This is a genomic window from Streptomyces sp. NPDC007872, from assembly GCF_042868165.1.
Taxonomy (GTDB): domain Bacteria; phylum Actinomycetota; class Actinomycetes; order Streptomycetales; family Streptomycetaceae; genus Streptomyces.
The window spans coordinates 366,667-391,618 of record NZ_JBIAEA010000002.1; the positions used below are offsets into that span (position 1 = coordinate 366,667).

The window sequence follows — 24,952 nt, forward strand, 5'->3', positions numbered from 1 at the left end:
CCGTTCCGGATCGTTGTACGGACGGCCGCGCGAGAGGCGAAGGTCCGTACCAGGCCGGACGAAGGTCCCGACCCCGCTGCCCACTACCCCGCTCGGGACGTGCCACACTCGGCACCATGCGCGTCTACATCGGTTCCGACCACGCCGGCTACGAACTCAAGAACCACCTCGTCGAGTGGCTGAAGGCCCACGGCCACGAGCCCGTCGACTGCGGCCCCCACGTCTACGACGCCCTCGACGACTACCCGCCGTTCTGCCTGCGCGCCGCCGAGAAGACGGCCGCGGACCCGGACAGCCTGGGCATCGTCATCGGCGGCTCCGGCAACGGCGAGCAGATCGCCGCGAACAAGGTGAAGGGGGTGCGCGCCGCCCTCGCCTGGAGCGAGCAGACCGCCGCCCTCGGCCGCGAGCACAACAACGCCAACGTGATCTCCGTCGGCGGCCGGATGCACACGCAGGAAGAGGCGACCAAGTTCGTCGAGATCTTCCTCGGCACCCCCTACTCCGGTGACGAGCGTCACACGCGCCGGATCGACATGCTCACCGCCTACGAGAACACCGGCGAGCTCCCCCCGATCCCGGCCCACCACCCGCAGGAGCCGACCGCCTGATGCCCGAGGGGCACACCATCCACCGGCTGGCCGCCGACCACCGCGAGCGGTTCGGCGGCCGGCCCGTGCGCGTCTCCAGCCCGCAGGGCAAGTTCGCCGACTCGGCCGCCCTGCTCGACGGCGCCGTCCTGGAGACCACCGAGGCCCACGGCAAGCACCTCTTCCTCGGCTTCGCCGGCCGGGACTGGGTCCACATCCACCTCGGCCTCTTCGGCAAGGTGACCTTCGGCGACGCCCCCGCCCCGCCGCCCGCCGACACGGTCCGGCTGCGGCTCGCCAACCCCGAGGCGTACGTCGACCTGCGCGGCCCCACCACCTGCGCCCTGATCACGGACGCCGAGAAGCGGGCGGTACACGACCGGCTCGGCCCCGATCCGCTGCGCGACGGCGACGACCTGGACCGGGCCTGGCGCCGGATCTCGAAGTCCCGCACCACCGTCGCCGCGCTCCTCATGGACCAGAAGGTCGTCGCCGGCGTCGGCAACGTCTACCGCGCCGAGGTCCTCTTCCGGCACGGCATCGACCCGTACCGCGCCGGCAAGGACCTCGCCAAGGGGGAGTGGGACGCGATCTGGGCCGACCTGGTGCTGCTCATGCGCGAGGGCGTACGGCTCAACCGCATCGACACCGTACGGCCCGAGCACACCCCCGAGGCCATGGGCCGCCCGCCGCGCGTCGACGACCACGGCGGCGAGGTGTACGTCTACCGCCGCGCCCGGATGGCCTGCCACGTCTGCGGCACCGGCGTCCGCACGGCGGACCTGGCCGCCCGCAACCTCTTCTGGTGCCCGGGCTGCCAGACCCGCTAGGGGGATTTCCCTAGAACCCGTGCGGCAGCCACGGCGCGACCGGGGAGCCGAAGGCCACCGACGCCTCCACCAGCGCGCCCTCCCGCAGCTCCCGCACCCGCCCGGCCGCCGCCAGGGACGTCAGCGGGACGCCGCCCAGGTACGCCGCCCCCAGCTCGCGCACCGAGAGCGACAGGTCCGCCGGGTCCGAGGTCCGGACGCAGGTCGCGCCCTTCGCGTCCCCGGTCAGCCGCCAACGCCCCTCGTTCCACGGGCAGAACGCGTCCTCGACCTCCAACACCACGTCCACCGGCGCCTGGTACGTCCGCGCCTCCAGGGCCGGACCCACCTCCACCAGACGCGCGTGCAGCGCGTCCCGCAGGGTCGGCGCGCACCGCCGCACGTCGTCCACCAGGTGCTGCCAGCCGTCGTCCACCGGCCGGTCGCCGATCCGCACCGACGCCGTCAGGTCCACCGAGCAGAGGAACCGCCACAGCGCCGCCTCCGCCACCGGGTCGAGCGCCATCAGCCCGTGCACGTCCACCGTCCCACCGGACCCCGTGGCCGACCACTCCGGCTTGACCGCGTAGTGGGTGAACCCCACGACCTCCCCGTCCCGCTCCGCGAGCACGCACAGCCGCGGCGACGCCCCGCCCCGCTCGGCCGGAGGGTCGATCAGCGGCAGCCGCTCCCAGCCCGGCCGCCGGGCGAGCATCCCCGGCCGCGAGGGCACCAGGCGCGCGTACACCGCCTCGCACGCCGCCGAGGACTCCACCGGGTCCGCCCGGCGCAGCACCACCCCGTCCGTGCCCTCCGGCACCGCGAGCCGCACCCGGTTCGTGTCGACCGTCGCCCGCAGCCCGTACGCGGCGATCCCGTAGCCGAACCGCCCGTAGATCCCCGGCTCCGACGCCGTGAGCACCGCGAGGAACTCGCCCGCCGCCCGCAGGTCGTCCAACTGCCGCCGCATCATCGAGGTCAGGATCCCGCGCCGCCGGTGCGTCCCCGCCACGCTCACCATCGTCACCCCGGCCGCCGGCACCGACGCCCCGCCCGGAACCGTCAGGCGGAAGGAGAACGACCCCGCCGTCCCCACGCACAGCTCGCCGTCCCAGGCGCCCAGGGAACGGTCGAACTCGGTCAGGTCCCGCCACAACCGTCGCTCCTCGGGGGACTCGGCCACCCCTCCGAAGGCGAGTTCGAGCACCCCGTACCAGCGATCCCATTCGACCGGGTCGAGAACCCGCAGCTCAGTAGTCATATGCCAAGTCATATGCCATCGATATCAGCGGCCCGCGCCCGGGGCGACCCGGTTTCGCGCACCTTGTCGCCGGGGTACCCCTGCACGGCGCCGGGCGGGATGGATAGGGTCCAGGCCAATGGGACACCGAGGCGGAGCGAACGCGTACGCGGCCCGGACACGCAGGCGCGTGCGCCGGGCCCGCGTCGCCCTGCGCAGATCCGGCGTCGACTACTTCCGCGGCGACGGCGCCGACTGGATCGCGCTCGCCGGGCTCCTCCTGATGGTCCCGGCCATCGCCCTCGGCACCCTGGTCGACCCCGTCTGGTGCGCGCCCACCGCGCTCGCCCTGCCCATCGTGGCCGGCGGCCTGCTGCTGCGCCCCGCCAGCCTCCTCGGTCTGTACGCGGCGGCCGCCGGCGCCCTCATCGTCGAGTCCGTCGTCCTCGGCCCGTACACCCAGGGCCCCGCCCGGGTCACCCCCGGCACCGTCCTCGTCGTCGCCGCCTGCGGCCTCTTCGGCCTCCTCATCGCCCAGTTCCGGGCCCGCGTCGGCGTGCCCTGGCGGCGCGGCGGCACCATGCTCTTCGACCTGCGCGAACGCATCCGGGTCCAGAGCGCCCTGCCCCGGCTCCCGCAGGGCTGGCACCGCGAGATGGCGCTGCGCCCGGCCGGCGGCCAGTCCTTCTCCGGGGACTTCGTCGTCGCCGCCCGCACCCACGGCGGACGCACCCTGGAGGTCGTCCTCACCGACGTCTCCGGCAAGGGCATGGACGCGGCCTCCCGCTCCCTGCTGCTCTCCGGCGCCTTCGGCGGCCTCCTCGGCTCGCTCCCGCCGCACGGCTTCCTGCCCGCCGCCAACGGCTACCTGCTGCGCCAGAACTGGGACGAGGGCTTCGCCACCTCGATCCACCTCGTCCTCGACCTGGAGTCCGGCGACTACGAGCTCTACTCGGCCGGCCACCTGCCCGCCCTCCAGCTCCACGCGGGCAGCGGGCGCTGGGAGGAGAAGGACGCCGAAGGACCCCTCCTCGGCGTCTACGACGGCGCCGACTTCCACCCCGTCAAGGGCTCCCTGCGCCCTGGCGACGTCCTGATGCTCTTCACCGACGGCCTCGTCGAGGCCGCCGACCGGGACATCGCCGAGGGCATCGACCGGCTCACCGGCGAGGCCGACCGCTGCGTCACCGAGGGCTTCGACGGCGTCGCCTGGGACCTCATCGAGGCCGTCGCCAAGGACGTCAACGACGACCGGGCCCTGCTCCTGATCTCCCGTCGCGCCTGACGGCCCGTCGGGTCGGACGTGATCTTCTCCACGGCGATTCGCCACCGGGCAGCGAGGGCATGGGGGTTGGTGGCACGATGGTGACAGCGGGGGGCGGCCGGGCAACGGGCTCCCTGGTGGGCAAGGCGGGACCGACCGAGGGTGTGATCAGTTGTGGCCATTTCGCTGTCTGTGGTGTTGCTCCTGGCAATCATCATGGTGGTGCTGATCCGCGGGGGGAACCTCAAGGCGGGCCCGGCCATCGTGGCGGTCCTCTTCGGCTTCTTCCTCGCCTCGACCGGCATGGCCGACGACATCCAGCGCTTCCTGGACTCGATAACGCAGACCGTGGCGTCCATCAAGTTCTGAGGACGCCCCCGGAAACGACACCGGAAACGACACGGGGCCCGGACCGCGAGAAGCGGTCCGGGCCCCGGGCCATGTGGAGCGGGTGACGGGAATCGAACCCGCGTAGCTAGTTTGGAAGACTAGTGCTCTACCATTGAGCTACACCCGCACGGCGTCGCGCCGCAGGTCACGAGGACCGCGGCACGAAGAGCATGGTACCGGGTCCGCGGCCGTCTTCGCACACCCCGTGAAACAGGGGGCGCCGCACAGTCCCCGTGCATGTACCCTACGTGTCGCACCGACGGGGTGTGGCGCAGCTTGGTAGCGCGTCCGCTTTGGGAGCGGAAGGCCGTGGGTTCAAATCCCGCCACCCCGACCACGACGACCACGCGCCCGTCCCGGGCGTTCTTGATCATGTTGTGGGCGTCCTCCCGCTTGCGGTTACTATGCAAGCTGCGTGCCCGTGTGTCTCTCTGACCGGGCCGATCGGCCGGACCGCCTCGCGCGGACCGGCGGAACCCAGGAATCAGCCACAAGGAGACCGAACCGTGAAGAGCGCCGTGGAGACCCTGAACCCGACCCGGGTTCGGCTCACTGTCGAGGTGCCCTTCGAGGAGCTCAAGGACAGCCTCGACGCGGCGTACAAGAAGATCAACCAGCAGGTCACGGTCAAGGGCTTCCGCAAGGGCAAGATCCCGGCTCGCGTGATCGACCAGCGGTTCGGCCGCGGCGCCGTGCTGGAAGAGGCCGTCAACGACGCGCTCCCGAAGTTCTACACCGAGGCCGTCAGCGAGGCCGAGGTCAACCCGCTCGGCCAGCCCGAGGTCGACATCACCGAGCTGAAGGACGGCGAGCTGCTGGCCTTCACCGCCGAGGTCGACATCCGCCCGGCGATCGAGATCCCGGACTACTCCGGCATCGAGGTCACCGTCGACGCGGTCGAGGTCACCGACGAGGACGTCGAGAAGTCCGTGGAGCAGCTCCGCGAGCGCTTCGCCTCGACCTCCCCGGTCGAGCGCGCCGCCCAGGACGGCGACGTCGTCACCATCGACCTGGAGGCCAAGGTCGACGGCGAGGTCCTGCCCGACGGCGTCGCCAGCGACGTCTCGTACACGATCGGCTCCGGCGAGCTGCTCGACGGCATCGACGAGGCCGTCAAGGGCCTGGAGGCCGGTGGCGAGGCCACCTTCACCTCGCAGCTCAAGGGCGGCTCCGCCGAGGGCAAGGACGCGGAGGTCACCGTCAAGGTCACCGCCGTCGCCGCCCGCGAGCTCCCCGAGCTGGACGACGAGTTCGCCCAGCTCGCCTCGGAGTTCGACACCCTCGACGAGCTCAAGGCCGACAGCCGCAAGCGCCTCGAGAACATGAAGCAGTTCGACCAGGCCACCCAGGCCCAGGAGCGCGTCCTCGACGAGCTCCTCAAGCTGGTCGAGGTCCCGATGCCCGAGAAGCTCCTCGAGGACGAGATCAACACCCGCAAGCACAACCTGGAGCACCACCAGCTCGGCCAGATGGGCCTCGACCTCGGCAAGTACCTGGAGATCCAGGGCAAGACCGAGGAGGAGTTCCTGGCCGAGACCAAGGAGCAGGCCGAGAAGGGCATCAAGACCCAGTTCATCCTCGACGAGCTGGTCAACCGGGAGAAGCTCGACGTCTCCCGCGAGGAGCTCACCGAGCACCTGTTCCGCCGTGCCGCCTCCTCCGGCATGAGCCCCGACCAGTTCGCCCAGGCCGTGGCCCAGGGCGGCCAGGTGCCGATGCTCGTCGGCGAGGTCGCCCGCGGCAAGGCCCTCGCGGTCGTCGTCGAGGCCGCCAAGGTCGTCGACACCAACGGCGAGGTCGTCGACCTCTCCGACGACGAGGACGAGGCCGCCGAGACCGCCGTCGAGGCGGCCGGTGGCGCCGAGGCCGAGGCCTCCGAGGACAAGTAGGTCCGGAACGCGGCGCGGAGGCTCCGGCCCCCGCCCCGCACCCCTCCACGGGCCCGTGCGCACGGCTGTGCGCACGGGCCCGTGGACGTGCCGGGGCTCCCGTCGCGCGCGCCCAACTACCTTGCGCTCCCAGCGAACAGTTCGGGAACCGGGATGGCGTTGTCCCACCTGCGCGTTAGGGTCCATGAATACGGGGGCAGTGCCTTCTGGCAGAGCCTTCTGAACGAGACGCGGAGACGGCCCGGGGCCGTCGGAGACGAGCAGGTGGATACGTGACGAATCTGAAGCCTTACGCCGCGGGTGAGCCGTCCATCGGTGGCGGCCTCGGCGACCATGTCTACAACCGGCTGCTCGGCGAGCGCATCGTCTTCCTCGGCCAGCAGGTCGACGACGACATCGCCAACAAGATCACCGCCCAGATGCTCCTCCTGGCCGCCGAGCCGGACAAGGACATCTACCTCTACATCAACAGCCCCGGTGGCTCGGTGACGGCCGGCATGGCCGTCTACGACACCATGCAGTACATCCCGAACGACGTCGTCACCATCGGCATGGGCATGGCGGCCTCCATGGGGCAGTTCCTGCTGACCGGCGGCACCCGCGGCAAGCGCTTCGCGCTGCCGAACACCGACATCCTGATGCACCAGGGCTCCGCCGGCATCGGTGGCACCGCCTCGGACATCAAGATCCAGGCCGAGTACCTCCTGCGCACCAAGAAGCGCATGGCCGAGATCACCGCGCACCACTCCGGCCAGACCGTCGAGGCGATCATCCGCGACGGCGACCGCGACCGCTGGTTCACCGCGGAGGAGGCCAAGGACTACGGCCTCATCGACGAGATCATCTCTGCCGCCTCGGGCGTTCCGGGCGGCGGCGGCACGGGCGCCTGAGCCCCGCCGGCCCGCTCCAGAGCCCCAGCCCACCGAACGCCACCAGGACGGTGAACACCCAGATGCAGAACAACCTCTCCGCGAGCGGCCTCTACACCGGCGCGCCGATGGACAACCGCTACGTCGTGCCGCGCTTCGTGGAGCGCACCTCGCAGGGCGTGCGCGAGTACGACCCGTACGCGAAGCTGTTCGAGGAGCGCGTGATCTTCCTCGGCGTGCAGATCGACGACGCCTCCGCCAACGACGTCATGGCGCAGCTCCTGTGCCTGGAGTCGATGGACCCGGACCGCGACATCTCGATCTACATCAACAGCCCCGGCGGCTCCTTCACCGCGCTGACGGCGATCTACGACACGATGCAGTTCGTGAAGCCCGACATCCAGACGGTCTGCATGGGCCAGGCGGCCTCCGCCGCGGCCGTGCTGCTCGCCGCCGGCACCCCCGGCAAGCGGATGGCCCTGCCGAACGCCCGCGTGCTGATCCACCAGCCCTCCGGCGGCACCGGCCGCGAGCAGCTCTCCGACCTGGAGATCGCGGCCAACGAGATCCTGCGGATGCGCAGCCAGCTCGAGGAGATGCTGGCCAAGCACTCCTCGACCCCGATCGAGAAGATCCGCGACGACATCGAGCGCGACAAGATCCTGACCGCCGAGGACGCCCTCGCGTACGGTCTGGTCGACCAGATCGTCTCGACCCGCAAGAGCACGGCCGCCGCGGCCTGACGCTCGACCTTCCCCTGGCACGGTGAACACGGCCCGGCGGCCTCATGGCCGAATCGCGACCGTGTGAACCGTGCCAAGGGGGGCCCGAACGGGGGGCCCGGCAAGGTACCGTCGAATATGAGGCACCAGGAGTCGCCGAACCACGCGACTCCCAGGCGAAGGGGAAGCACCTCGTGGCACGCATCGGTGATGGCGGCGACCTGCTCAAGTGCTCGTTCTGCGGAAAGAGCCAGAAGCAGGTGAAGAAGCTCATCGCGGGACCCGGTGTGTACATCTGCGACGAGTGCATCGACCTCTGCAACGAGATCATCGAGGAAGAACTCGCGGAGACGAGCGAGGTGCGCTGGGAGGAACTCCCCAAGCCCCGCGAGATCTACGAGTTCCTCGAGGGGTACGTCGTCGGGCAGGAGCCCGCGAAGAAGGCCCTCTCGGTCGCGGTGTACAACCACTACAAGCGCGTCCAGGCCGGCGAGAACGGCGGCGCGCAGGGCCGTGACGACGCCATCGAACTGGCGAAGTCCAACATTCTGCTGCTCGGCCCCACGGGCTCCGGGAAGACGCTGCTCGCGCAGACCCTGGCCCGCATGCTCAACGTCCCGTTCGCCATCGCCGACGCGACGGCGCTCACGGAGGCCGGCTACGTCGGCGAGGACGTCGAGAACATCCTCCTGAAGCTGATCCAGGCGGCCGACTACGACGTCAAGAAGGCCGAGACCGGGATCATCTACATCGACGAGATCGACAAGGTCGCCCGCAAGAGCGAGAACCCGTCGATCACGCGCGACGTCTCCGGCGAGGGCGTGCAGCAGGCCCTCCTGAAGATCCTGGAGGGCACCACCGCCTCCGTACCGCCGCAGGGCGGCCGGAAGCACCCCCACCAGGAGTTCATCCAGATCGACACGACGAACGTGCTCTTCATCGTGGGCGGCGCCTTCGCCGGCCTGGAGAAGATCATCGAGTCGCGGGCGGGCGCCAAGGGCATCGGCTTCGGGGCGACCATCCGCTCCAAGCGCGAGATCGAGGCGAGCGACCAGTTCCAGGAGGTCATGCCGGAGGATCTGGTGAAGTTCGGGATGATCCCCGAGTTCATCGGCCGTCTCCCCGTCCTCACCTCCGTCCACAACCTGGACCGCGAGGCGCTCCTCCAGATCCTGGTCGAGCCGCGCAACGCGCTGGTGAAGCAGTACCAGCGCCTCTTCGAACTCGACGGCGTGGAGCTGGACTTCGACCGCCCGGCCCTGGAGGCCATCGCCGACCAGGCGATCCTGCGCGGCACCGGCGCGCGCGGCCTGCGCGCCATCATGGAGGAGGTCCTCCAGTCGGTGATGTACGAGGTCCCGTCCCGCAAGGACGTGGCCCGGGTCGTCATCACGGCCGACGTGGTCCGCGACAACGTCAACCCGACGCTGGTGCCGAGGATCGTGAAGAACGACGGCAGGCACGAGAAGTCGGCCTGACGGCCGTACGCACACGGAAGGGGCGCCCCACCGAGCCGGTGGGGCGCCCCTTCTCCGTGCGTGCCGCTGTACCGCGTCAGAGCTTGACGCGGACCTCCTTGCGGAGCTTGGCGGCGATGGAGGCGGCGTCCTCGGCCGTGCTGCTCTTGCCCGCCATCAGGGAGGCCAGGTCCATCGGCATCACGTAACCGACGGTGCTGTGGTCGGCCCAGACGCACACCGGCATGGTGAACTCCTTGGCGCCGAGGGGATTCGAGCCGTCCGCCTTCGACTTGATCTCCTGGCACTTGAGGAGCGCGCCGTCGAGCTCCGCGGGCTCGTACTGCTTCGGTTCGCCCACCAGCTCGGCCTTGTCGTCCTTCTTCTTCGACGCCTCCGCGCGCATGCCCGCGAAGATGCCGTCGAGCGTCTTCTCGGGGTCGTCGATCTGGCCGTACACGCCGCCGAACTGGAGCAGCTTGGAGCCGAGCGGGTTGTTGGGGTCCTTCACCTCCCACTGGGCGGTGACGTTCTTGCCGTTCTTCACGCCGTTCTTCTCGGCGTCCTTGATGAAGTCGTCGTCATCGTTCTTGGAACCGCCGTCGGCGCCCTTCTTGTACTCGGTGAGCACCGTCTCCGGGGTGATCAGCTTGTGCGGGCCGTCGTCCGCGACCGAGGAGCCGCCGCCCCCGCCGATCACGAAGTACGCGCCCACCGCGATCGCCACGACCGCGGCCACGCCGCCGATGATCCAGCCCGCCTTGGACTTCTTGGGGGCCGGAGGGGGCGGCGGGAAGCCGCCGGGGCCCTGGGGGCCGCCGTACGGGGGCTGCTGGCCGTACGGGCCGGGCTGCTGCGGGTAGCCGTACGGCGGCTGCTGCGGCGGGACGCCCTGGGGGGCCTGCTGGGGGTACCCGTAGCCGGGCTGGGCGCCGTACGGTCCCGGCTGCTGCGGCTGCTGGCCGTAGGGGCCCGGCTGGCCGTAGGGCCCGGGCTGCTGGGGCGGCTGACCGCCGTACGGGCCCGGCTGGTTGTAGCTCATCGACAGGTTCCCCTCACAGGATGTTTATGCCTGCCGGACATCCTGGCGGAACGGTCGGACACCCGGTGCGGCGGGGGCCACACCGTTACCGAACCAAAGCGTTTCAGGACGGGGTCGCCGCACCCCTAAACTGGCCCCGTGACCGAGAACACTCAGCAGCAGACAGCGCCCACCACCGAACTGCCGACCCAGTACGCGCCGGCCGAGGTAGAGGGGCCGCTGTACGAGCGCTGGGTGGAGCGCGGGTACTTCGAGGCGGACGCGAAGAGCGAGAAGCCGCCGTACACGATCGTCATTCCGCCGCCGAACGTCACGGGATCGCTCCACCTGGGCCACGCCTTCGAGCACACGCTGATCGACGCCCTCACCCGCCGCAAGCGGATGCAGGGCTACGAGACGCTGTGGCAGCCCGGCATGGACCACGCCGGCATCGCCACCCAGAACGTCGTCGAGCGCGAGCTCGCCAAGGAGGGCAAGTCCCGCCACGACCTGGGCCGCGAGGCGTTCGTCGAGCGCGTCTGGCAGTGGAAGGCCGAGTCCGGTGGCCAGATCTCCGGCCAGATGAAGCGTCTGGGCGACGGCGTCGCCTGGTCCCGCGAGCGCTTCACCATGGACGAGGGCCTGTCCCAGGCCGTTCAGACCATCTTCAAGAAGCTCTACGACGACGAGCTGATCTACCGCGCCGAGCGGATCATCAACTGGTGCCCGCGCTGTCTGACCGCCATCTCGGACATCGAGGTCGAGTACCAGGACGACGACGGCGAGCTCGTCTCCATCCGGTACGGCGAGGGCGAGGACTCCCTGGTCGTCGCCACCACCCGGGCCGAGACGATGCTCGGCGACACGGCCGTCGCCGTCCACCCCGACGACGAGCGGTACAAGCACCTGGTCGGCAAGCGGATCAAGCTGCCGCTGACCGACCGTACGATCCCGGTCGTCGCCGACACCCACGTCGACCCCGAGTTCGGCACCGGCGCCGTCAAGGTGACCCCGGCGCACGACCCGAACGACTTCGAGATCGGCCAGCGCCACGACCTGCCGAACCTCGCCGTCATGGACGAGCGCGCGGTCATCACCGCCCACGGCCCCTTCCAGGGCCTGGACCGCCTGGAGGCCCGCTCCGCGATCGTCGCCGCGCTGCGCGCCGAGGGCCGGATCGTCGCCGAGAAGCGTCCGTACGTCCACTCCGTCGGCCACTGCTCGCGCTGCAAGACCACCATCGAGCCGCGCCTGTCGATGCAGTGGTGGGTCAAGGTCGGCCCGCTGGCGAAGGCCGCCGGTGACGCGGTCCGCGACGGCAAGGTCAGGATCCACCCGCAGGAGATGGAGAAGCGGTACTTCGACTGGGTCGACAACCTGCACGACTGGTGCATCTCGCGCCAGCTCTGGTGGGGCCACCGCATCCCCGTCTGGTACGGCCCGAACGGCGAGGTCGTCTGCGTCGGACCCGACGAGCAGCCGCCGGCCGGCGAGGGCTGGCACCAGGACACGGACGTCCTGGACACCTGGTTCTCCTCCGGCCTGTGGCCGTTCTCCACGCTCGGCTGGCCGGAGCGGACCGAGAGCCTGGAGAAGTTCTATCCGAACTCCGTCCTGGTCACCGGCTACGACATCCTCTTCTTCTGGGTCGCCCGGATGATGATGTTCGGTCTGTACGCGATGGACGGCACCCCGCCGTTCCACACCATCGCCCTGCACGGCATGGTCCGTGACCAGAACGGCAAGAAGATGTCGAAGTCCTTCGGCAACGTGGTCAACCCGCTGGACTGGATGGACGAGTACGGCTCCGACGCCGTCCGGTTCACCCTGGCCAACGGCGCCAACCCGGGCGTCGACGTCCCGATCGGCGAGGACTGGGTCAAGGCGTCCCGGAACTTCGCCAACAAGATCTGGAACGCGACCCGCTTCGCGCTCATGAACGGCGCGACGATCGAGGGCCCGCTGCCGGACGCCTCGGAGATGTCGGCGACCGACCGCTGGATCCTGTCCCGCCTCAACGCGACGGTCGCGCAGGTCGACGCGTACTACGAGGACTACCAGTTCGCGAAGCTCAGCGACGCGCTCTACCACTTCGCGTGGGACGAGGTCTTCGACTGGTACGTCGAGCTGTCGAAGACGACGTTCTTCGCGGGCGGCGAGCAGGCCCGGGTCTCCGGCCGGGTCCTCGGCGAGGTCCTGGACGTCATGCTGCGGCTGCTGCACCCGATCGTCCCGTTCGTCACCGAGGCCCTCTGGACCACGCTGACCGGGCGCGAGTCCGTCGTGATCGCCGACTGGCCGAAGGACTCGGGCTTCCGGGACGCGGCCGCCGAGGCGGAGATCGAGAACCTCCAGCAGGTCGTCACCGAGGTCCGCCGCTTCCGCGCCGACCAGGGCCTCCAGCCCGGCCAGAAGGTCCCGGCCCGACTGGAGCTCGGCGGCACCGCGCTCGCCGCGCACGAGGCCGCGATCCGTCAGCTCCTGCGCCTCCAGCCGGAGGGCGAGGGCTTCTCCGCCACCGCCTCCCTGCCGGTCGCCGGGGCCACCGTCGCGCTCGACCTGTCGGGCACGATCGACGTGGCGGCGGAGCGCAAGCGCCTCACGAAGGACCTCGCGGCGGCCGAGAAGGAGAAGGCCCAGGCGAACGGCAAGCTCGGCAACGAGGCGTTCCTGGCGAAGGCGCCGGACAACGTGGTCGAGAAGATCCGCACCCGCCTCGCCAAGGCGGACGAGGACATCGCCCGCATCCAGGCCCAGCTCGCGAACCTGCCGCAGGCCTAGTCACGCGAGTCGCTCGCGGAGGGCCCGGAACCGAGCGGTCGGTTCCGGGCCCTTCCCGTACGGGTGGGCCGAGTGCCCGGCCCGCGGGGGACAGAGTCCGTGACCCTGGATGATGGAAGGCATGCTCCGTCTCCCCGCCGTCCCCGCGCTGCGCCGTCGCGCGGAACGGTGGGCGGGCTCGCCCCGCGCCCTCGACGTCGTCGCCGCGCTCAGCGCCTTCGGCCTCATGGTCCTGGACGTGCCGGGCCTCGCCCGCGAGGACAACTCCCTCACCGGCGTCACCGCCACCCTGGTCCTTGCGGCCGGCGCGGCCGCCCTCGTCGTCCGGCGCCGGCTGCCCTGGATCCCGTACCTCGTGGCGCTCGGCCTGATGGGGTGGCTGCACGAGCTCACCATGATCCAGTTCGCGCTGTACTCGATCGGCCGCTTCCGGGGCCGGCGGGCCGCCGTCCTCGCGACCGCGCTCTACGTCGCCGTCGCGTACGCCCTCTTCCAGACCCCCGGCCGGCCCCTCCACGGCTACACCCTGAGCGACTTCCTGAGCGTCGTCGTCCCGATCGGGGTCCTCGCGGCGGGCGTCGGCATCGCCGCGTACCGCCAGGACCTCGTCCGCGCCCTGGAGACCGAGCGCCGCGAGGCCGCCGCCCGGCAGGCCGTCCAGGAGGAGCGGATCTCCGTCGGCCGGGACGTCCACGACCTGGTCGGCCGCGAGCTGACCGTCCTCGCGGTCCGGGCCGAGGTCCTCGCCGTACGGGCCCGGGACGGGGACCACCGGCGGGACTTCGAGGAGCTCGCGGACACCGCCCGGCGCGCCCACCGGATGCTCAACGAGACGATCGTGAGGCGCGCCGACCGGGACCCGGCCACCTCCGGCCTGGACGGGCTCGCCGCCCTCGCCCGGGAGAGCGGACGGATGGGCAGCCCCGTGCGGCTGACGGTCGCCGAGGAGGCGAAGGCGCTGTCGCCGCTCCGGCAGACGGCCGTCCACCGGGTCGTCCAGGAGTGCCTGACGAACGCGGCCAAGCACGCGCCCGGCCTGCCCGTCACGGTCGTGATCGCGGTGGAGGGGCCCGGCCTGCGGATCGAGGTGCGCAACCCGCTGCCGTCCGCGCCGCCGGACCGGGCCCCCGTCTCGACCGGCACCGGCCTGCTCTCCATGGCGGAACGGGTCACCAGCATGGGCGGCACGCTGGAGGCGGGACCGGAGGACGGGGAGTACGTGGTGCGGGCGGCGCTTCCGGCGGGCCTCGCCGCCGGGCGATGAGCGGGCCGTCCGCACCGCGCCCGAGCCGCTCCGTAGACTGGCCCCGTGAGTGAGCCCCGCGATCCGTCCGACACGCCCGACACGCCCGACGCCTTCGACGAGATCGTCGACAACGAGACCACCCGCGATCCCGACCTGGCGGTGATCGAGGCCGGCAGCCGCACCCTGCGCGCCCAGGCCGGACCGCCCCAGGGCGACCCCGTGCCGAGCCGCCCCGAGGACCCGGAGCTGGACAAGGCGCTGCGCGAGGTCGAGACCGAGCTGTCCACCCGCTGGGGCGAGACCAAGCTGGAGCCCTCGGTCACCCGGATCGCGGCCCTGATGGACGTCCTCGGCGAGCCGCAGCGCGCGTACCCCACGATCCACATCACCGGCACCAACGGCAAGACGTCGACGGCCCGCATGATCGAGGCCCTGCTCGGCGCCTTCGAGCTGCGCACCGGCCGGTACACCTCGCCGCACGTGCAGACCATCACCGAGCGGATCAGCCTCGACGGCGCCCCGATCTCCGCCGAGCGGTTCATCGAGACGTACCGGGACATCGCGCCGTACGTGGAGCTGGTCGACGCCCGCGAGGAGTACCGGCTCTCCTTCTTCGAGGTCCTCACCGGCATGGCGTACGCGGCCTTCGCCGACGCGCCGGTCGACGTGGCCGTGATCGAGGTCGGGATGGGCGGCACCTGGGACGCCACGAACGTCATCGACGCCTCCGTCGCGGTCGTCACCCCCATCGACCTCGACCACACCGACCGGCTCGGGGAGACGACCGCCGAGATCGCGGGAGAGAAGTCCGGGATCATCAAGCAGGGCGCGACCGTCGTCCTGGCCCAGCAGCCCGTCGACGCGGCCCAGGTCCTCCTGAAGAAGGCCGTCGGGGCGGACGCCACCGTGGCCCGCGAGGGCATGGAGTTCGGCGTCACCTCCCGCGAGGTCGCGGTCGGCGGCCAGCTCCTCACCCTGCGCGGCCTGGGCGGCGAGTACGACGACGTCTTCCTGCCGCTGCACGGCGCCTACCAGGCGCACAACGCGGCCGTGGCCCTCGCCGCCGTCGAGGCCTTCTTCGGGATCGGCGCGCAGCACGCCCGCACCCTGGACGTGGACACGGTCCGCCGGGCGTTCGCGCGGGTCGCCTCGCCCGGCCGCCTGGAGATCGTCCGCTCCTCCCCGACGGTGATCCTGGACGCCGCGCACAACCCGCACGGCGCGCGGGCGACCGCCGAGGGCATCAGCGAGGCCTTCGGCTTCTCCCGGCTCGTCGGCGTGCTCTCCACGAGCGCCGACAAGGACGCCAAGGGGGTCCTGGAGGCCTTCGAGCCGATCCTCGCGGAGGTCGTGATCACCACGAACTCCAACCCGCGGGCCACCGACGTGGACGCGCTCGCCGCGATCGCGGTCGAGGTCTTCGGCGAGGACCGGGTCGTCGTCGAGCCGCGGCTGCCCGACGCCATCGAGGCGGCCATCACCCTCGCGGAGGAAGAGGCCGAGTACGGCGGCGCGGGCGTCCTCGTGACCGGTTCGATCTTCACGGTCGGCGATGCCCGGCTGCTGCTCAAGAGGGGCTGAAACCCATGCGCACGCTCTGTTCCTCGACGCTCGTCGGCGAGTTCTTCGTGATCGGCTTCGCCGGGCTCGTCGCCATGAAGGACGACACGCTGGCGACGTCCACCGTCTGGTGGGTCTGCGGGATCGCCATGGTCCTCTCGGTGCTGCTGTGCGGGATGATCACCCGGCCCGGCGGCGTCCAGCTCGGCTGGGCGCTCCAGATCGGCCTGATCGCCAGCGGTTTCTTCGTCCCGGTCATGTTCTTCCTCGGGGCGGCCTTCACCGCCCTGTGGTGGGCCTCCGTGCACTACGGCCGGAAGGTCGACGGGGTCAAGGCCCGCTGGGCCGCCGCGCAGACCGCCCAGGGCCCGGCAGAGCCTGACGCTGCGTAATCGGGGCACGTGCGGGCCCTGTAGCCTCGGAGGCCCGCACACCGCTTTCCCGAAGGAGTTCCCCCGTGAGCCAGCGCACGCTCGTCCTGCTCAAGCCCGACGCCGTCCGCCGCGGCCTGGTCGGCGAGATCATCGGCCGCATCGAGCGCAAGGCCGGCTGGACGCTCGCGGCCCTGGAGCTGCGCGAGCTGGACCAGGAGACGCTGGAGCAGCACTACGGCGAGCACAAGGGCAAGCCCTTCTACGAGCCGCTGATGGGCTTCATGTCCTCCGGTCCCGTCGTCGCGCTCGTCGTCGAGGGCGAGCGGGTCATCGAGGGCGTCCGGCAGCTCGCCGGCCCGACCGACCCGATCGCCGCCGCGCCGGGCTCCGTCCGGGGCGACTTCGGCACCATCGTCCGTGAGAACCTGATCCACGCCTCGGACTCCGAGGAGTCGGCGCTCCGCGAGCTGAAGATCTTCTTCCCCGGCCTCGTCTGATCCGGACCCGGACCGGACCCGGACCGAACCCCGTTCGGACCCCGTTCGGACCTCGTCCGGCGCCGGTTCCGTCTGACCCGGCGTCAGCCGAACGCACCATCCCGGTGGGGCGACCGAAGGAATTCGGTCGCCCCCAGGCATATGAACGACAATCCCGGGAACGGATCGCCGCATCCTGCCGTCACCTGTACAGAGGTGGACCACCGCGCGGCATCCGGGCGGGCAGCACTACGATGGAAAACTCCACGCCGCACCACTCTCAGCCATGGGAAATCAAGGGGAACTCAATGTCGTTCATCGGCCGTGACATGGCTGTCGACCTCGGGACCGCCAACACGCTGGTGTACGTCAGGGGTCGAGGCATCGTTCTGAACGAGCCGTCCGTCGTCGCCATCAACACCAACACCGGCGGCATCCTCGCGGTCGGCGCCGAGGCGAAGAAGATGATCGGCCGGACCCCCGGCAACATCGTCGCCGTGCGCCCGCTCAAGGACGGCGTGATCGCCGACTTCGAGATCACCGAGCGGATGCTCCGCTACTTCATCCTCAAGATCCACAAGCGCCGCTACCTGGCCCGCCCCCGGGTCGTCGTCTGCGTGCCCTCCGGCATCACCGGAGTGGAGCGCCGCGCCGTCATCGAGGCCTCGACCCAGGCCGGCGCCCGCCAGGTGCACATCATCGAGGAGCCCATGGCGGCGGCCATCGGATCGGGCCTCCCCGTCCACGAGGCCACCGGCAACATGGTCGTGGACATCGGCGGCGGCACCACCGAGGTCGCCGTCATCTCCCTCGGCGGAATCGTCACGGCACAGTCCATCCGGGTCGCCGGCGACGAGCTGGACAACGCGATCATCCAGCACATCAAGAAGGAGTACTCGCTCCTCCTCGGCGAGCGCACGGCCGAACAGATCAAGATCACCATCGGCTCCGCCTACGACCTGGAGAAGGACGAGCACACCGAGATCCGCGGCCGCGACCTCGTCTCCGGTCTGCCCAAGACCGTGGTCATCTCCGCCGCCGAGGTCCGCAAGGCCATCGAGGAGCCGGTCAACGCGATCGTCGACGCGGTGAAGACCACCCTCGACAAGTGCCCGCCGGAGCTCTCCGGTGACGTCATGGACCGCGGCATCGTTCTCACCGGTGGCGGCGCCCTGCTGCGCGGCCTCGACGAGCGCCTCCGCCGCGAGACCGGCATGCCGATCCACATCGCCGAGGACCCGCTGGACTCGGTGGCGCTCGGCTCGGGCAAGTGCGTGGAGGAGTTCGAGGCCCTCCAGCAGGTCCTCGACGCGCAGCCGCGCCGCTAGCGCCACGGGACGGGTCGGTGCGGTACAACTACCGCACCGACCTCCCCCGTACACCCGCTTCGCACCACCGCTCGCACCACCCGCACCACGGAACAACGGAACAGACGAACCACGAGGAAAGGCACGGCCGCCGCACGTGAGGGACACACGAGAGAGCCGGCTGCTCCTGGTACTGCTGATCGCCATCGCGTTCGCACTGATCACGGTGGACATCCGCGGCGGCCAGGAGTCACCCGTCGACGGTGCCCGGCAGGCCGCGGCGGCGGTCTTCGGGCCGGTCGAGAACGGTGTGGCCGCCGCCGTCGACCCGGTAGGCAACGCCATAGGGGCGGTACGGGACTCCGGCGAACGGCACACCCGGCTCGCCGCCCTGGAGAAGGAGAACGCCGAGCTCAAGGCGAAGCTCGGCAGCGACGACCGCAACCGCAACCGGCTGCGCGAACTCGACACCCTGCTCAAGACCGCCGGAGCCGGCCAGTACGGCATCAAGGGCGCCCAGGTCATCGCCATAGGAGCGGCCCAGGGCTTCTCCTGGACCGTCACCATCGACGTCGGCGCCCGCGACGGCATCCAGCGGGACATGACCGTCCTCAACGGAGCCGGACTCGTCGGCCGCGTCACCACCGTCGGCCCCTCCACCTCCACCGTCCTCCTCGCCAACGACCCCGACTTCACCGTCGGCACCCGCATGGAGAAGAGCGACGAACTCGGCTTCGCCACCGGCCAGGGCGACAGCCCGCTGCGCGTCCAGCTCCTCAACGGCAAGGCCAAGGTCGAACCCGGCGACCGGCTCGTCACCTTCGGCTCGCGCGCCGACAAGCCCTTCGTGCCCGGCGTCCCGGTCGGCGAGATCGTCCGCGTCGACCCGGCCGGCGGCGGCCTGACCCGCAACGTCTACGTCCGCCCGTACGTCGGCTTCACCAAGCTCGACATCGTCGGCGTCGTCGTCCAGGCCCCGCGCTCCGACCCGCGCGACGGCGTCCTGCCGCAGAAGCCCAAGCCCGCGCCGACCGTCACCGTCACGGTCACGCCGAAACCGACGGGCAGCGGGCAGCCGGAAGGCGAACAGGCCCGGAGCGAGAACCAGAACGGCCAGAACCAGACCGGCCAGGACCAGAACCAGGGCCAGGACCAGGGGGACACGACACCGTGAAGATCAACCGGATCCTCCTCTCCGCCGCCCTGATCGTGGTGGCCCTCGTCGTCCAGGTCTCCGTCCTCGCCCGCCTCCAGCTCCCCGGCGCCGTCCCCGACCTCGTCCTCCTCACCGTCGTCGGCCTCGCCCTCGTCTACGGACACGTCAGCGGCGCCCTCATCGGCTTCGCCGCGGGCCTCCTCGCCGACCTCGCCCCGCCCGCCGACCACGCCGCCGGCCGCTACGCCCTCGTGCTCTGCCTCGTCGGCTACCTCGTCGGCCTGGCCCGCCCGGAGAACGGCCGGCTGAACTCCGCGACCGGCCCCATGGCCGTCGTCGTCGCCGCGGCCGTCGGCTCCACCCTCCTCTACGCGGGCGTCGGCGCCCTCGTCGGCGACACCGCCGCCCGCCACGTCGGCCTGACGTTCCTGCTGTTCACCGCGGCCCTGTACGACCTGCTCCTCGCGCCCTTCACGGTGCCGCTCATCATGGCCCTGGCCCGCCGCGCCGAGAACGACCCGCTCGCCGACGCCGGCGGGGGAGCCGGCACCGACGTCGCCTCCGGCTGGCTCTCCTCCGGCACCGGCCTCAGGATCGGCGCCCAGCGCGGCGGCCTGCGCGTGAAGGCCGCCCGGAGCCGCGCCTCACGCGCCGGACGCATCAAGGGAGTCAAGCGACTGTGACCGAGGGGGCCAAGGCAGCATGAGCAACATCCCCGAGACCGGCCGGACCCCCCGGGTCCAGATCCGGCTCGTCGTCATCCAGATCCTCGTCTTCTCCCTGCTGCTCACCCTGGGCGGCCGGCTCTGGTACCTCCAGATCCGCAACGGCAAGGAGTACACGGACGAGGCCAAGAACAACCACGTCCAGCAGGTCGTCCAGCCCGCCGTCCGCGGCTCGCTCCTCGACGCCCGGGGCGTCCCGCTCGCCGACAACGAGACCCGGCTCGTGGTCTCCGCCTCGCGCACCGAGCTGATGAAGATGAAGGACAAGGGCAGGACCGTCCTCACCCGGCTCGCCGGCGTCCTCGACATGAAGCCCGAGGACGTCGTCAACAAGGTCCGGCTCTGCGACTCCCGGACGCCCAAGCCCTGCTGGAACGGCTCGCCCTACCAGCCGATCCCCGTCACCGACGAGGCCACCACCCAGCAGGCCCTCCAGATCCGCGAACGCGCCGAGGACTTCCCCGGCATCACCGCCGAGCCCACCGCCGTCCGCCGCTACCCGGCCCCCGGCAAGGCCCGCACCTCCCAGGTCCTCGGCTACCTCTCGCCCGTCACCGACGCCGAGATCGAGAAGGCCAAGGACACCGACTCGCCGTTCCTCCGCTCCGACCAGATCGGCCGCTCCGGCCTGGAGCGCACGTACGACAAGGCGCTGCGCGGCAAGGCCGGCGTCACCCGCTACGAGGTCGACAACCTCGGCCGCGTCATCGGCCAGGCCGAGAACGACCCGCCGGTCCCCGGCTCCAACGTCGTCACCTCCATCGACGCCCGCGTCCAGGCGGTCGCCGAATGGGAGCTGCACAACGCGATGGTCGAGGCCCGCAAGACCTTCGACAAGAACACCAACGAGAACTACAAGGCCGACGCCGGCGCCGTCGTCGTCATGGAGAACAAGACCGGCCGGATCGTCGCCATGGCCTCCCAGCCCGACTACGACCCCAACGCCTGGGTCGGCGGCATCTCCGCCAAGGACTACGCGGCCCTCACCGGCAAGAACTCCAACTTCCCGCTCCTCAACCGGGCCATCCAGGGCCAGGCCGCCCCCGGCTCCATCTTCAAGGTCATCCCGACCACCGCCGCGGTCAACGCCGGATACGACTTCAACGGGCGCTACCCCTGCCCCTCCTCGTACTCCATCGGCAACCAGGTCTTCAAGAACTTCGAGTCCCAGGGCCACGGCTCCATCACCCTCGGCCAGGCCCTCGAGGTCTCCTGCGACACCGTCTACTACGCCCTCTCCCACCAGCAGTGGCAGAAGGACGGCGGCATGAAGCCGAAGAAGGACGCCAAGGACTGGTTCTACAAGACCGCCCACCAGTTCGGCCTCGGCGCCGAGACCGGCATCGACCTCCCCAACGAGGTCACCGGCCGCGTCCCCGACCGCAAGTGGAAGCAGGACTTCTGGGCGGCCAACAAGGACTACTGGTGCAAGATCGGCAAGAAGGGCGGCTCCTACGTCCAGCAGCTCTCCTACGAGAACTGCCTCGAGGGCAACCTGATGCGCGCCGGTGACTCCGTCAACTACTCCATCGGCCAGGGCGACACCCTCGTCACCCCCATCCAGATGGCCACCATCTACGCCGCCATCGCCAACGGAGGCACCCTCTGGAACCCCACCGTCGGCAAGGCGATCATCAGCCCCGACGGCAAGAAGGTCACCGAGATCGAGCCCAAGTCCCACGGCAGGCTCCCCATGGACGCCAAGACGCAGGCCTTGATAGAGGGTGCCCTCGCGGGAGTCGCCACCCGCGGCACCGCCGCCTGGAGGTTCGGCGGCTGGCCGCAGGACAAGATCCCGATGCACGCCAAGACGGGCACCGCCGAGGTCTACGGCAAGCAGACGACCTCCTGGTTCGCCACGTACACCAAGGACTACGCGATCATCATGACGATCGCCCAGGGCGGTACGGGCTCCGGCGCCTCCGGCCCCGCCGTCCGCAACATCTACGACGCGATCTACGGCCTCGACGACGCCGGCAACCAGGACCTCAAGCGGGCCCTGCTGCCGCAGCCGCAGAAGGCCCTCCCGAAGATCCAGCCCGACGGCTCCATCGACGCGCCGAAGGTCAAGCCGTACGACCCCGAGGTCGGGAAGGTCGACCCGAACGCGCCCCCGAAGACCCCGGACCCGGACGGCACGCAGCCCGACCCGACGCAGCCCGACCCGAACCAGGCCGACCCGACACAGCCGGACCAGCAGGAACTCGCGGGCCCGCCCGCCGCCTGGCGGAGGGACTGACCCGATGACCACACCCCACGGCTTCTCCGTCTCGCGGTACGCCCCCCAGCGCGGGACCCTCGCCCGGCTCGCCGCCCGCGACTCCGTGCTGCGCCGGCTCGACTGGCCGATGCTCCTGTCGGCCCTCGCGCTCTCCTTCATCGGGGCGCTGCTCGTGTGGTCCGCCACCCGGGGCCGCACCGAACTCAACCAGGGCGACCCGTACTACTTCCTCTTCCGGCACGTCCTCAACACCGGCATCGGCCTCGTCCTGATGATCGGCACGGTCTGGCTCGGCCACCGCACCCTGCGCGGCGCCGTGCCGGTCCTCTACGGCATCTCGATCCTGCTGATCCTCGCCGTCCTCACCCCGCTCGGCGCCACCATCAACGGCGCCCACGCGTGGATCGTGATCGGCGGCGGCTTCTCCCTCCAGCCCAGCGAGTTCGTGAAGATCACGATCATCCTGATCATGGCGATGCTGCTCGCCGCCAAGGTCGACGCCGGGGACCAGCTCCACCCCGACCACGGCACGGTCGCCAAGGCCCTGGTCCTGGCCGCCCTCCCCATGGGCATCGTCATGCTGATGCCCGACCTCGGCTCGGTCATGGTGATGGCGGTCATCGTCCTCGGCGTGCTGCTCGCCTCCGGCGCCTCCAACCGCTGGGTCCTCGGCCTGATCGGCGCGGGCGTCCTCGGCGCGGTCCTCGTCACCGCGCTCGGCATGCTCGACGAGTACCAGATCAACCGCTTCGCGGCCTTCGCCAACCCCGACCTCGACCCGGCCGGCGTCGGCTACAACACCAACCAGGCCCGCATCGCCATCGGCTCCGGCGGCCTGCTCGGCGCCGGACTCTTCAAGGGCTCCCAGACCACCGGCCAGTTCGTGCCCGAACAGCAGACCGACTTCGTGTTCACGGTCGCGGGGGAGGAGCTGGGCTTCGTCGGCGCCGGCCTCATCCTCGTCCTCCTCGGGACCGTCCTCTGGCGCGCCTGCCGGATCGCCCGCGAGACCACCGAGCTCTACGGCACGGTCGTCGCGGCCGGCATCATCGCCTGGTTCGCCTTCCAGTCCTTCGAGAACATCGGCATGACCCTCGGCATCATGCCGGTCGCCGGCCTGCCCCTGCCGTTCGTCTCCTACGGCGGCTCGTCCATGTTCGCGGTGTGGGTGGCGATCGGACTCCTCCAGTCGATCCGCCTCCAGCGTCCGATGACGGCCTGAAACCGGCCTTTCCGCCCGTTCGCCCGCGTACACGGGCCCGTCGGCGGTTAGAAGCGGGGTATGGCCGAGACGAAGCGCGAGATCGAGCGGAAGTACGAAGCCACGGCGGGCGCCGACGTCCCGGACCTCACCCGGGTCCGGGACGTCGCGACCGTCGTCGACGAGGGCGTCACGGAACTCGACGCCGTCTACCACGACACCCCCGACCTGCGCCTGGCCGCCGACTCGATCACCCTGCGCCGCCGCACCGGCGGATCGGACGCGGGCTGGCACCTGAAGTTCCCCGTCGCCGTCGGCGTCCGCGACGAGATCAGGGCGCCGCTCTCCGACACCCTCCCGCCCGACCTGGCCGCCCTCCTGCGCTCCCGCGTCCGCGGCGGCGAGGTCGTGCCCGTCGTCCGCCTCCGCTCCGCCCGCGACGTCCGCCGCCTCCTCGACGCCGACGGCGACCTCCTCGCCGAACTCTCCGTCGACGCCGTCCACGCCCGGCGCCTCCCCGGAGGCCCCCGGGCCTCCTGGACCGAGATCGAGGTCGAGGCCGCCGACGACGCCGACCCCCGCATCCTCGACGCCGTCGAGAAGCGCCTCGGAAAGGCCGGCATCCGCCCCTCCCGCGCCCCCTCCAAACTGGCCAGGGCCCTCGCGGAGACGGCCCCGGAGGGCGACCGCCCCGACGAGCGCCCCGGCGCCCCGGCCGGAGCACCCGGCACCGCCGGAGCCGCCGTCCTCGCCTACGTACGCGAACAGGCCGAGGCGATCGTCGCGCTCGACCCCGCCGTCCGCCGCGACCTGCCCGACGCCGTCCACCAGCTCCGCGTCGCCTGCCGCCGCCTGCGCAGCGCCCTCAAGACGTACCGCTCCGTCCTCGACCGCACCGCCACCGGCCCCCTCGGCGACGAACTCAAGTGGCTCGCGGGCGAACTGGGCGTCGCCCGCGACCAGGAGGTCCTCGCCGCACGGCTGCGCGCCCACCTCGCCGACGTGCCCCGCACCCTGCGCCTCGGCCCCGTCAAGGCCCGGCTGCGGGTCTGGGACACCGCCCGCACCGGGGACGCCCGTCACCGGGCCGTCGCCGCCCTCGACTCCGACCGGTACCTCGCCCTCCTCGACCGCCTCGACGCCCTGCTCGCCGACCCGCCCCTGCGCAAGGCCGCCGGCCGCGACGCCGCGAAGGTCCTCGCCCGCGCCGTCCGCAAGGACCACGCCCGGCTCGCCGCCCGCGTCGACCACGCGCTCTCCCTCGCCCCCGGCCACGAGCGCGACCTCGCCCTCCACGAGGCCCGCAAGGCCGCCAAGCGCGCCCGCTACGCCGGCGACGCGGCCCGCCCCACCCTCGGCAAGCCCGCGAAGAAGTTCTCCCGACGGGTGAAGAAGGTCCAGTCCCTGCTGGGCGAGCACCAGGACGGCGTGGTCACCCGCGCCACCCTCCGCGACCTCGCCACTCAGGCCCACGCGGCCGGCGAGACCGCCTTCACCTGGGGACTCCTGTACGGCAGGGAGGAGGCGGCGGCGGACGCGGCCGAGCGCGCGCTGCCGGAGGTCTGGGCGCGGGCCGCTTCCCTCTGAGTCCGGGGATTCCGGGGCGGCTCGGGGCCGCCGGGCACCGGGGTACGCTTGAGAGTCGCCCCCCTGC

Annotated in this window: 21 protein-coding genes and 2 tRNA genes; 20 read left to right on the top strand and 3 right to left on the bottom strand. The window is 71.2% G+C overall.

Going from position 1 to position 24,952, the window contains the following annotated elements; translation table 11 throughout:
• The first annotated feature begins 116 nt into the window (after positions 1–116).
• Positions 117–611, top strand: a complete 495-nt coding sequence (locus tag ACFYNX_RS06795; RefSeq protein WP_388658452.1) for a ribose-5-phosphate isomerase — start codon at positions 117–119, stop codon at positions 609–611.
• On the top strand, positions 611–1,420 hold the full coding sequence (locus tag ACFYNX_RS06800) for an Fpg/Nei family DNA glycosylase (protein WP_388658454.1): 810 nt from the start codon (positions 611–613) through the stop codon (positions 1,418–1,420). The genes ACFYNX_RS06795 and ACFYNX_RS06800 overlap by 1 nt, the downstream gene beginning before the upstream one ends.
• 10 nt (positions 1,421–1,430) lie before the next feature.
• Here ACFYNX_RS06800 and ACFYNX_RS06805 read toward each other — a convergent pair whose 3' ends face one another.
• Positions 1,431–2,660 carry a GNAT family N-acetyltransferase gene (locus ACFYNX_RS06805; protein WP_365538282.1) on the bottom strand — a complete coding sequence of 410 codons (1,230 nt, stop codon included), beginning with the start codon at positions 2,658–2,660 and terminating at the stop codon, positions 1,431–1,433.
• Between the two features lie 118 nt (positions 2,661–2,778).
• On the opposite strand from ACFYNX_RS06805, the gene ACFYNX_RS06810 reads away from it, so the two are divergent.
• Both ACFYNX_RS06810 and ACFYNX_RS06815 read left to right on the top strand, forming a co-directional pair.
• Positions 2,779–3,924, top strand: coding sequence for a PP2C family protein-serine/threonine phosphatase (locus tag ACFYNX_RS06810; RefSeq protein WP_365538279.1), 1,146 nt, complete (start codon positions 2,779–2,781; stop codon positions 3,922–3,924).
• Between the two features lie 153 nt (positions 3,925–4,077).
• Entirely contained in the window at positions 4,078–4,272 is a 195-nt protein-coding gene (locus tag ACFYNX_RS06815; RefSeq protein ID WP_062755669.1) for a hypothetical protein, read from the top strand.
• 74 nt (positions 4,273–4,346) lie between these two features.
• Here ACFYNX_RS06815 and ACFYNX_RS06820 read toward each other — a convergent pair.
• A tRNA-Gly gene (locus tag ACFYNX_RS06820) sits at positions 4,347–4,420 on the bottom strand.
• Positions 4,421–4,553: 133 nt separating this feature from the next.
• On the opposite strand from ACFYNX_RS06820, the gene ACFYNX_RS06825 reads away from it, so the two are divergent.
• The 5 genes from ACFYNX_RS06825 (at position 4,554) to clpX (ending at position 9,251) form a co-directional block, all read left to right on the top strand.
• A tRNA-Pro gene (locus ACFYNX_RS06825) sits at positions 4,554–4,630 on the top strand.
• Positions 4,631–4,799: 169 nt separating this feature from the next.
• Complete coding sequence (gene tig, locus ACFYNX_RS06830) at positions 4,800–6,182, top strand: trigger factor (RefSeq protein ID WP_388658459.1); 1,383 nt, start codon at positions 4,800–4,802, stop codon at positions 6,180–6,182.
• A 272-nt stretch (positions 6,183–6,454) separates the two neighbouring features.
• A complete protein-coding gene (locus ACFYNX_RS06835) occupies positions 6,455–7,072 on the top strand; it encodes an ATP-dependent Clp protease proteolytic subunit (RefSeq protein ID WP_125656608.1) in 618 nt (205 codons plus the stop codon).
• 62 nt (positions 7,073–7,134) lie between these two features.
• Positions 7,135–7,794, top strand: a complete 660-nt coding sequence (locus ACFYNX_RS06840) for an ATP-dependent Clp protease proteolytic subunit (protein ID WP_125656705.1) — start codon at positions 7,135–7,137, stop codon at positions 7,792–7,794.
• Between the two features lie 173 nt (positions 7,795–7,967).
• A complete protein-coding gene (clpX, locus tag ACFYNX_RS06845; protein WP_030210686.1) occupies positions 7,968–9,251 on the top strand; it encodes an ATP-dependent Clp protease ATP-binding subunit ClpX in 1,284 nt (427 codons plus the stop codon).
• A gap of 76 nt (positions 9,252–9,327) precedes the next feature.
• On the opposite strand, the gene ACFYNX_RS06850 is transcribed toward clpX, so the two are convergent.
• Positions 9,328–10,272: a hypothetical protein gene (locus tag ACFYNX_RS06850; protein WP_388658463.1), complete on the bottom strand. Its 945-nt coding sequence runs from the start codon at positions 10,270–10,272 to the stop codon at positions 9,328–9,330.
• Between the two features lie 138 nt (positions 10,273–10,410).
• On the opposite strand from ACFYNX_RS06850, the gene ACFYNX_RS06855 reads away from it, so the two are divergent.
• The 11 genes from ACFYNX_RS06855 to ACFYNX_RS06905 all read left to right on the top strand — a co-directional run bounded on the left by ACFYNX_RS06855 (position 10,411) and on the right by ACFYNX_RS06905 (position 24,885).
• Positions 10,411–13,032, top strand: a complete 2,622-nt coding sequence (locus tag ACFYNX_RS06855) for a valine--tRNA ligase (RefSeq protein ID WP_388658466.1) — start codon at positions 10,411–10,413, stop codon at positions 13,030–13,032.
• A gap of 121 nt (positions 13,033–13,153) precedes the next feature.
• Positions 13,154–14,296: a sensor histidine kinase gene (locus ACFYNX_RS06860; protein ID WP_388658469.1), complete on the top strand. Its 1,143-nt coding sequence runs from the start codon at positions 13,154–13,156 to the stop codon at positions 14,294–14,296.
• 45 nt (positions 14,297–14,341) lie between these two features.
• A complete protein-coding gene (locus ACFYNX_RS06865; protein WP_365538267.1) occupies positions 14,342–15,859 on the top strand; it encodes a folylpolyglutamate synthase/dihydrofolate synthase family protein in 1,518 nt (505 codons plus the stop codon).
• Between the two features lie 5 nt (positions 15,860–15,864).
• Positions 15,865–16,230, top strand: a complete 366-nt coding sequence (locus tag ACFYNX_RS06870) for a DUF4233 domain-containing protein (RefSeq protein WP_365538264.1) — start codon at positions 15,865–15,867, stop codon at positions 16,228–16,230.
• 65 nt (positions 16,231–16,295) lie between these two features.
• The gene (gene ndk, locus ACFYNX_RS06875; protein ID WP_351972473.1) at positions 16,296–16,709 is read left to right on the top strand and encodes a nucleoside-diphosphate kinase; all 414 of its coding nucleotides are present in this window, start codon (positions 16,296–16,298) and stop codon (positions 16,707–16,709) included.
• Between the two features lie 287 nt (positions 16,710–16,996).
• A complete protein-coding gene (locus tag ACFYNX_RS06880) occupies positions 16,997–18,016 on the top strand; it encodes a rod shape-determining protein (RefSeq protein ID WP_125656626.1) in 1,020 nt (339 codons plus the stop codon).
• Positions 18,017–18,152: 136 nt separating this feature from the next.
• Positions 18,153–19,169, top strand: a complete 1,017-nt coding sequence (mreC, locus tag ACFYNX_RS06885; RefSeq protein ID WP_365538262.1) for a rod shape-determining protein MreC — start codon at positions 18,153–18,155, stop codon at positions 19,167–19,169.
• Positions 19,166–19,834: a rod shape-determining protein MreD gene (gene mreD, locus ACFYNX_RS06890; RefSeq protein ID WP_125656632.1), complete on the top strand. Its 669-nt coding sequence runs from the start codon at positions 19,166–19,168 to the stop codon at positions 19,832–19,834. The genes mreC and mreD overlap by 4 nt, the downstream gene beginning before the upstream one ends.
• A 19-nt stretch (positions 19,835–19,853) precedes the next feature.
• Entirely contained in the window at positions 19,854–22,115 is a 2,262-nt protein-coding gene (gene mrdA, locus ACFYNX_RS06895) for a penicillin-binding protein 2 (protein ID WP_388658475.1), read from the top strand.
• Positions 22,116–22,119: 4 nt separating this feature from the next.
• Positions 22,120–23,319: a rod shape-determining protein RodA gene (gene rodA / locus ACFYNX_RS06900; protein WP_365538255.1), complete on the top strand. Its 1,200-nt coding sequence runs from the start codon at positions 22,120–22,122 to the stop codon at positions 23,317–23,319.
• Between the two features lie 60 nt (positions 23,320–23,379).
• A complete protein-coding gene (locus tag ACFYNX_RS06905) occupies positions 23,380–24,885 on the top strand; it encodes a CHAD domain-containing protein (protein WP_388658478.1) in 1,506 nt (501 codons plus the stop codon).
• Positions 24,886–24,952 lie beyond the last annotated feature (67 nt).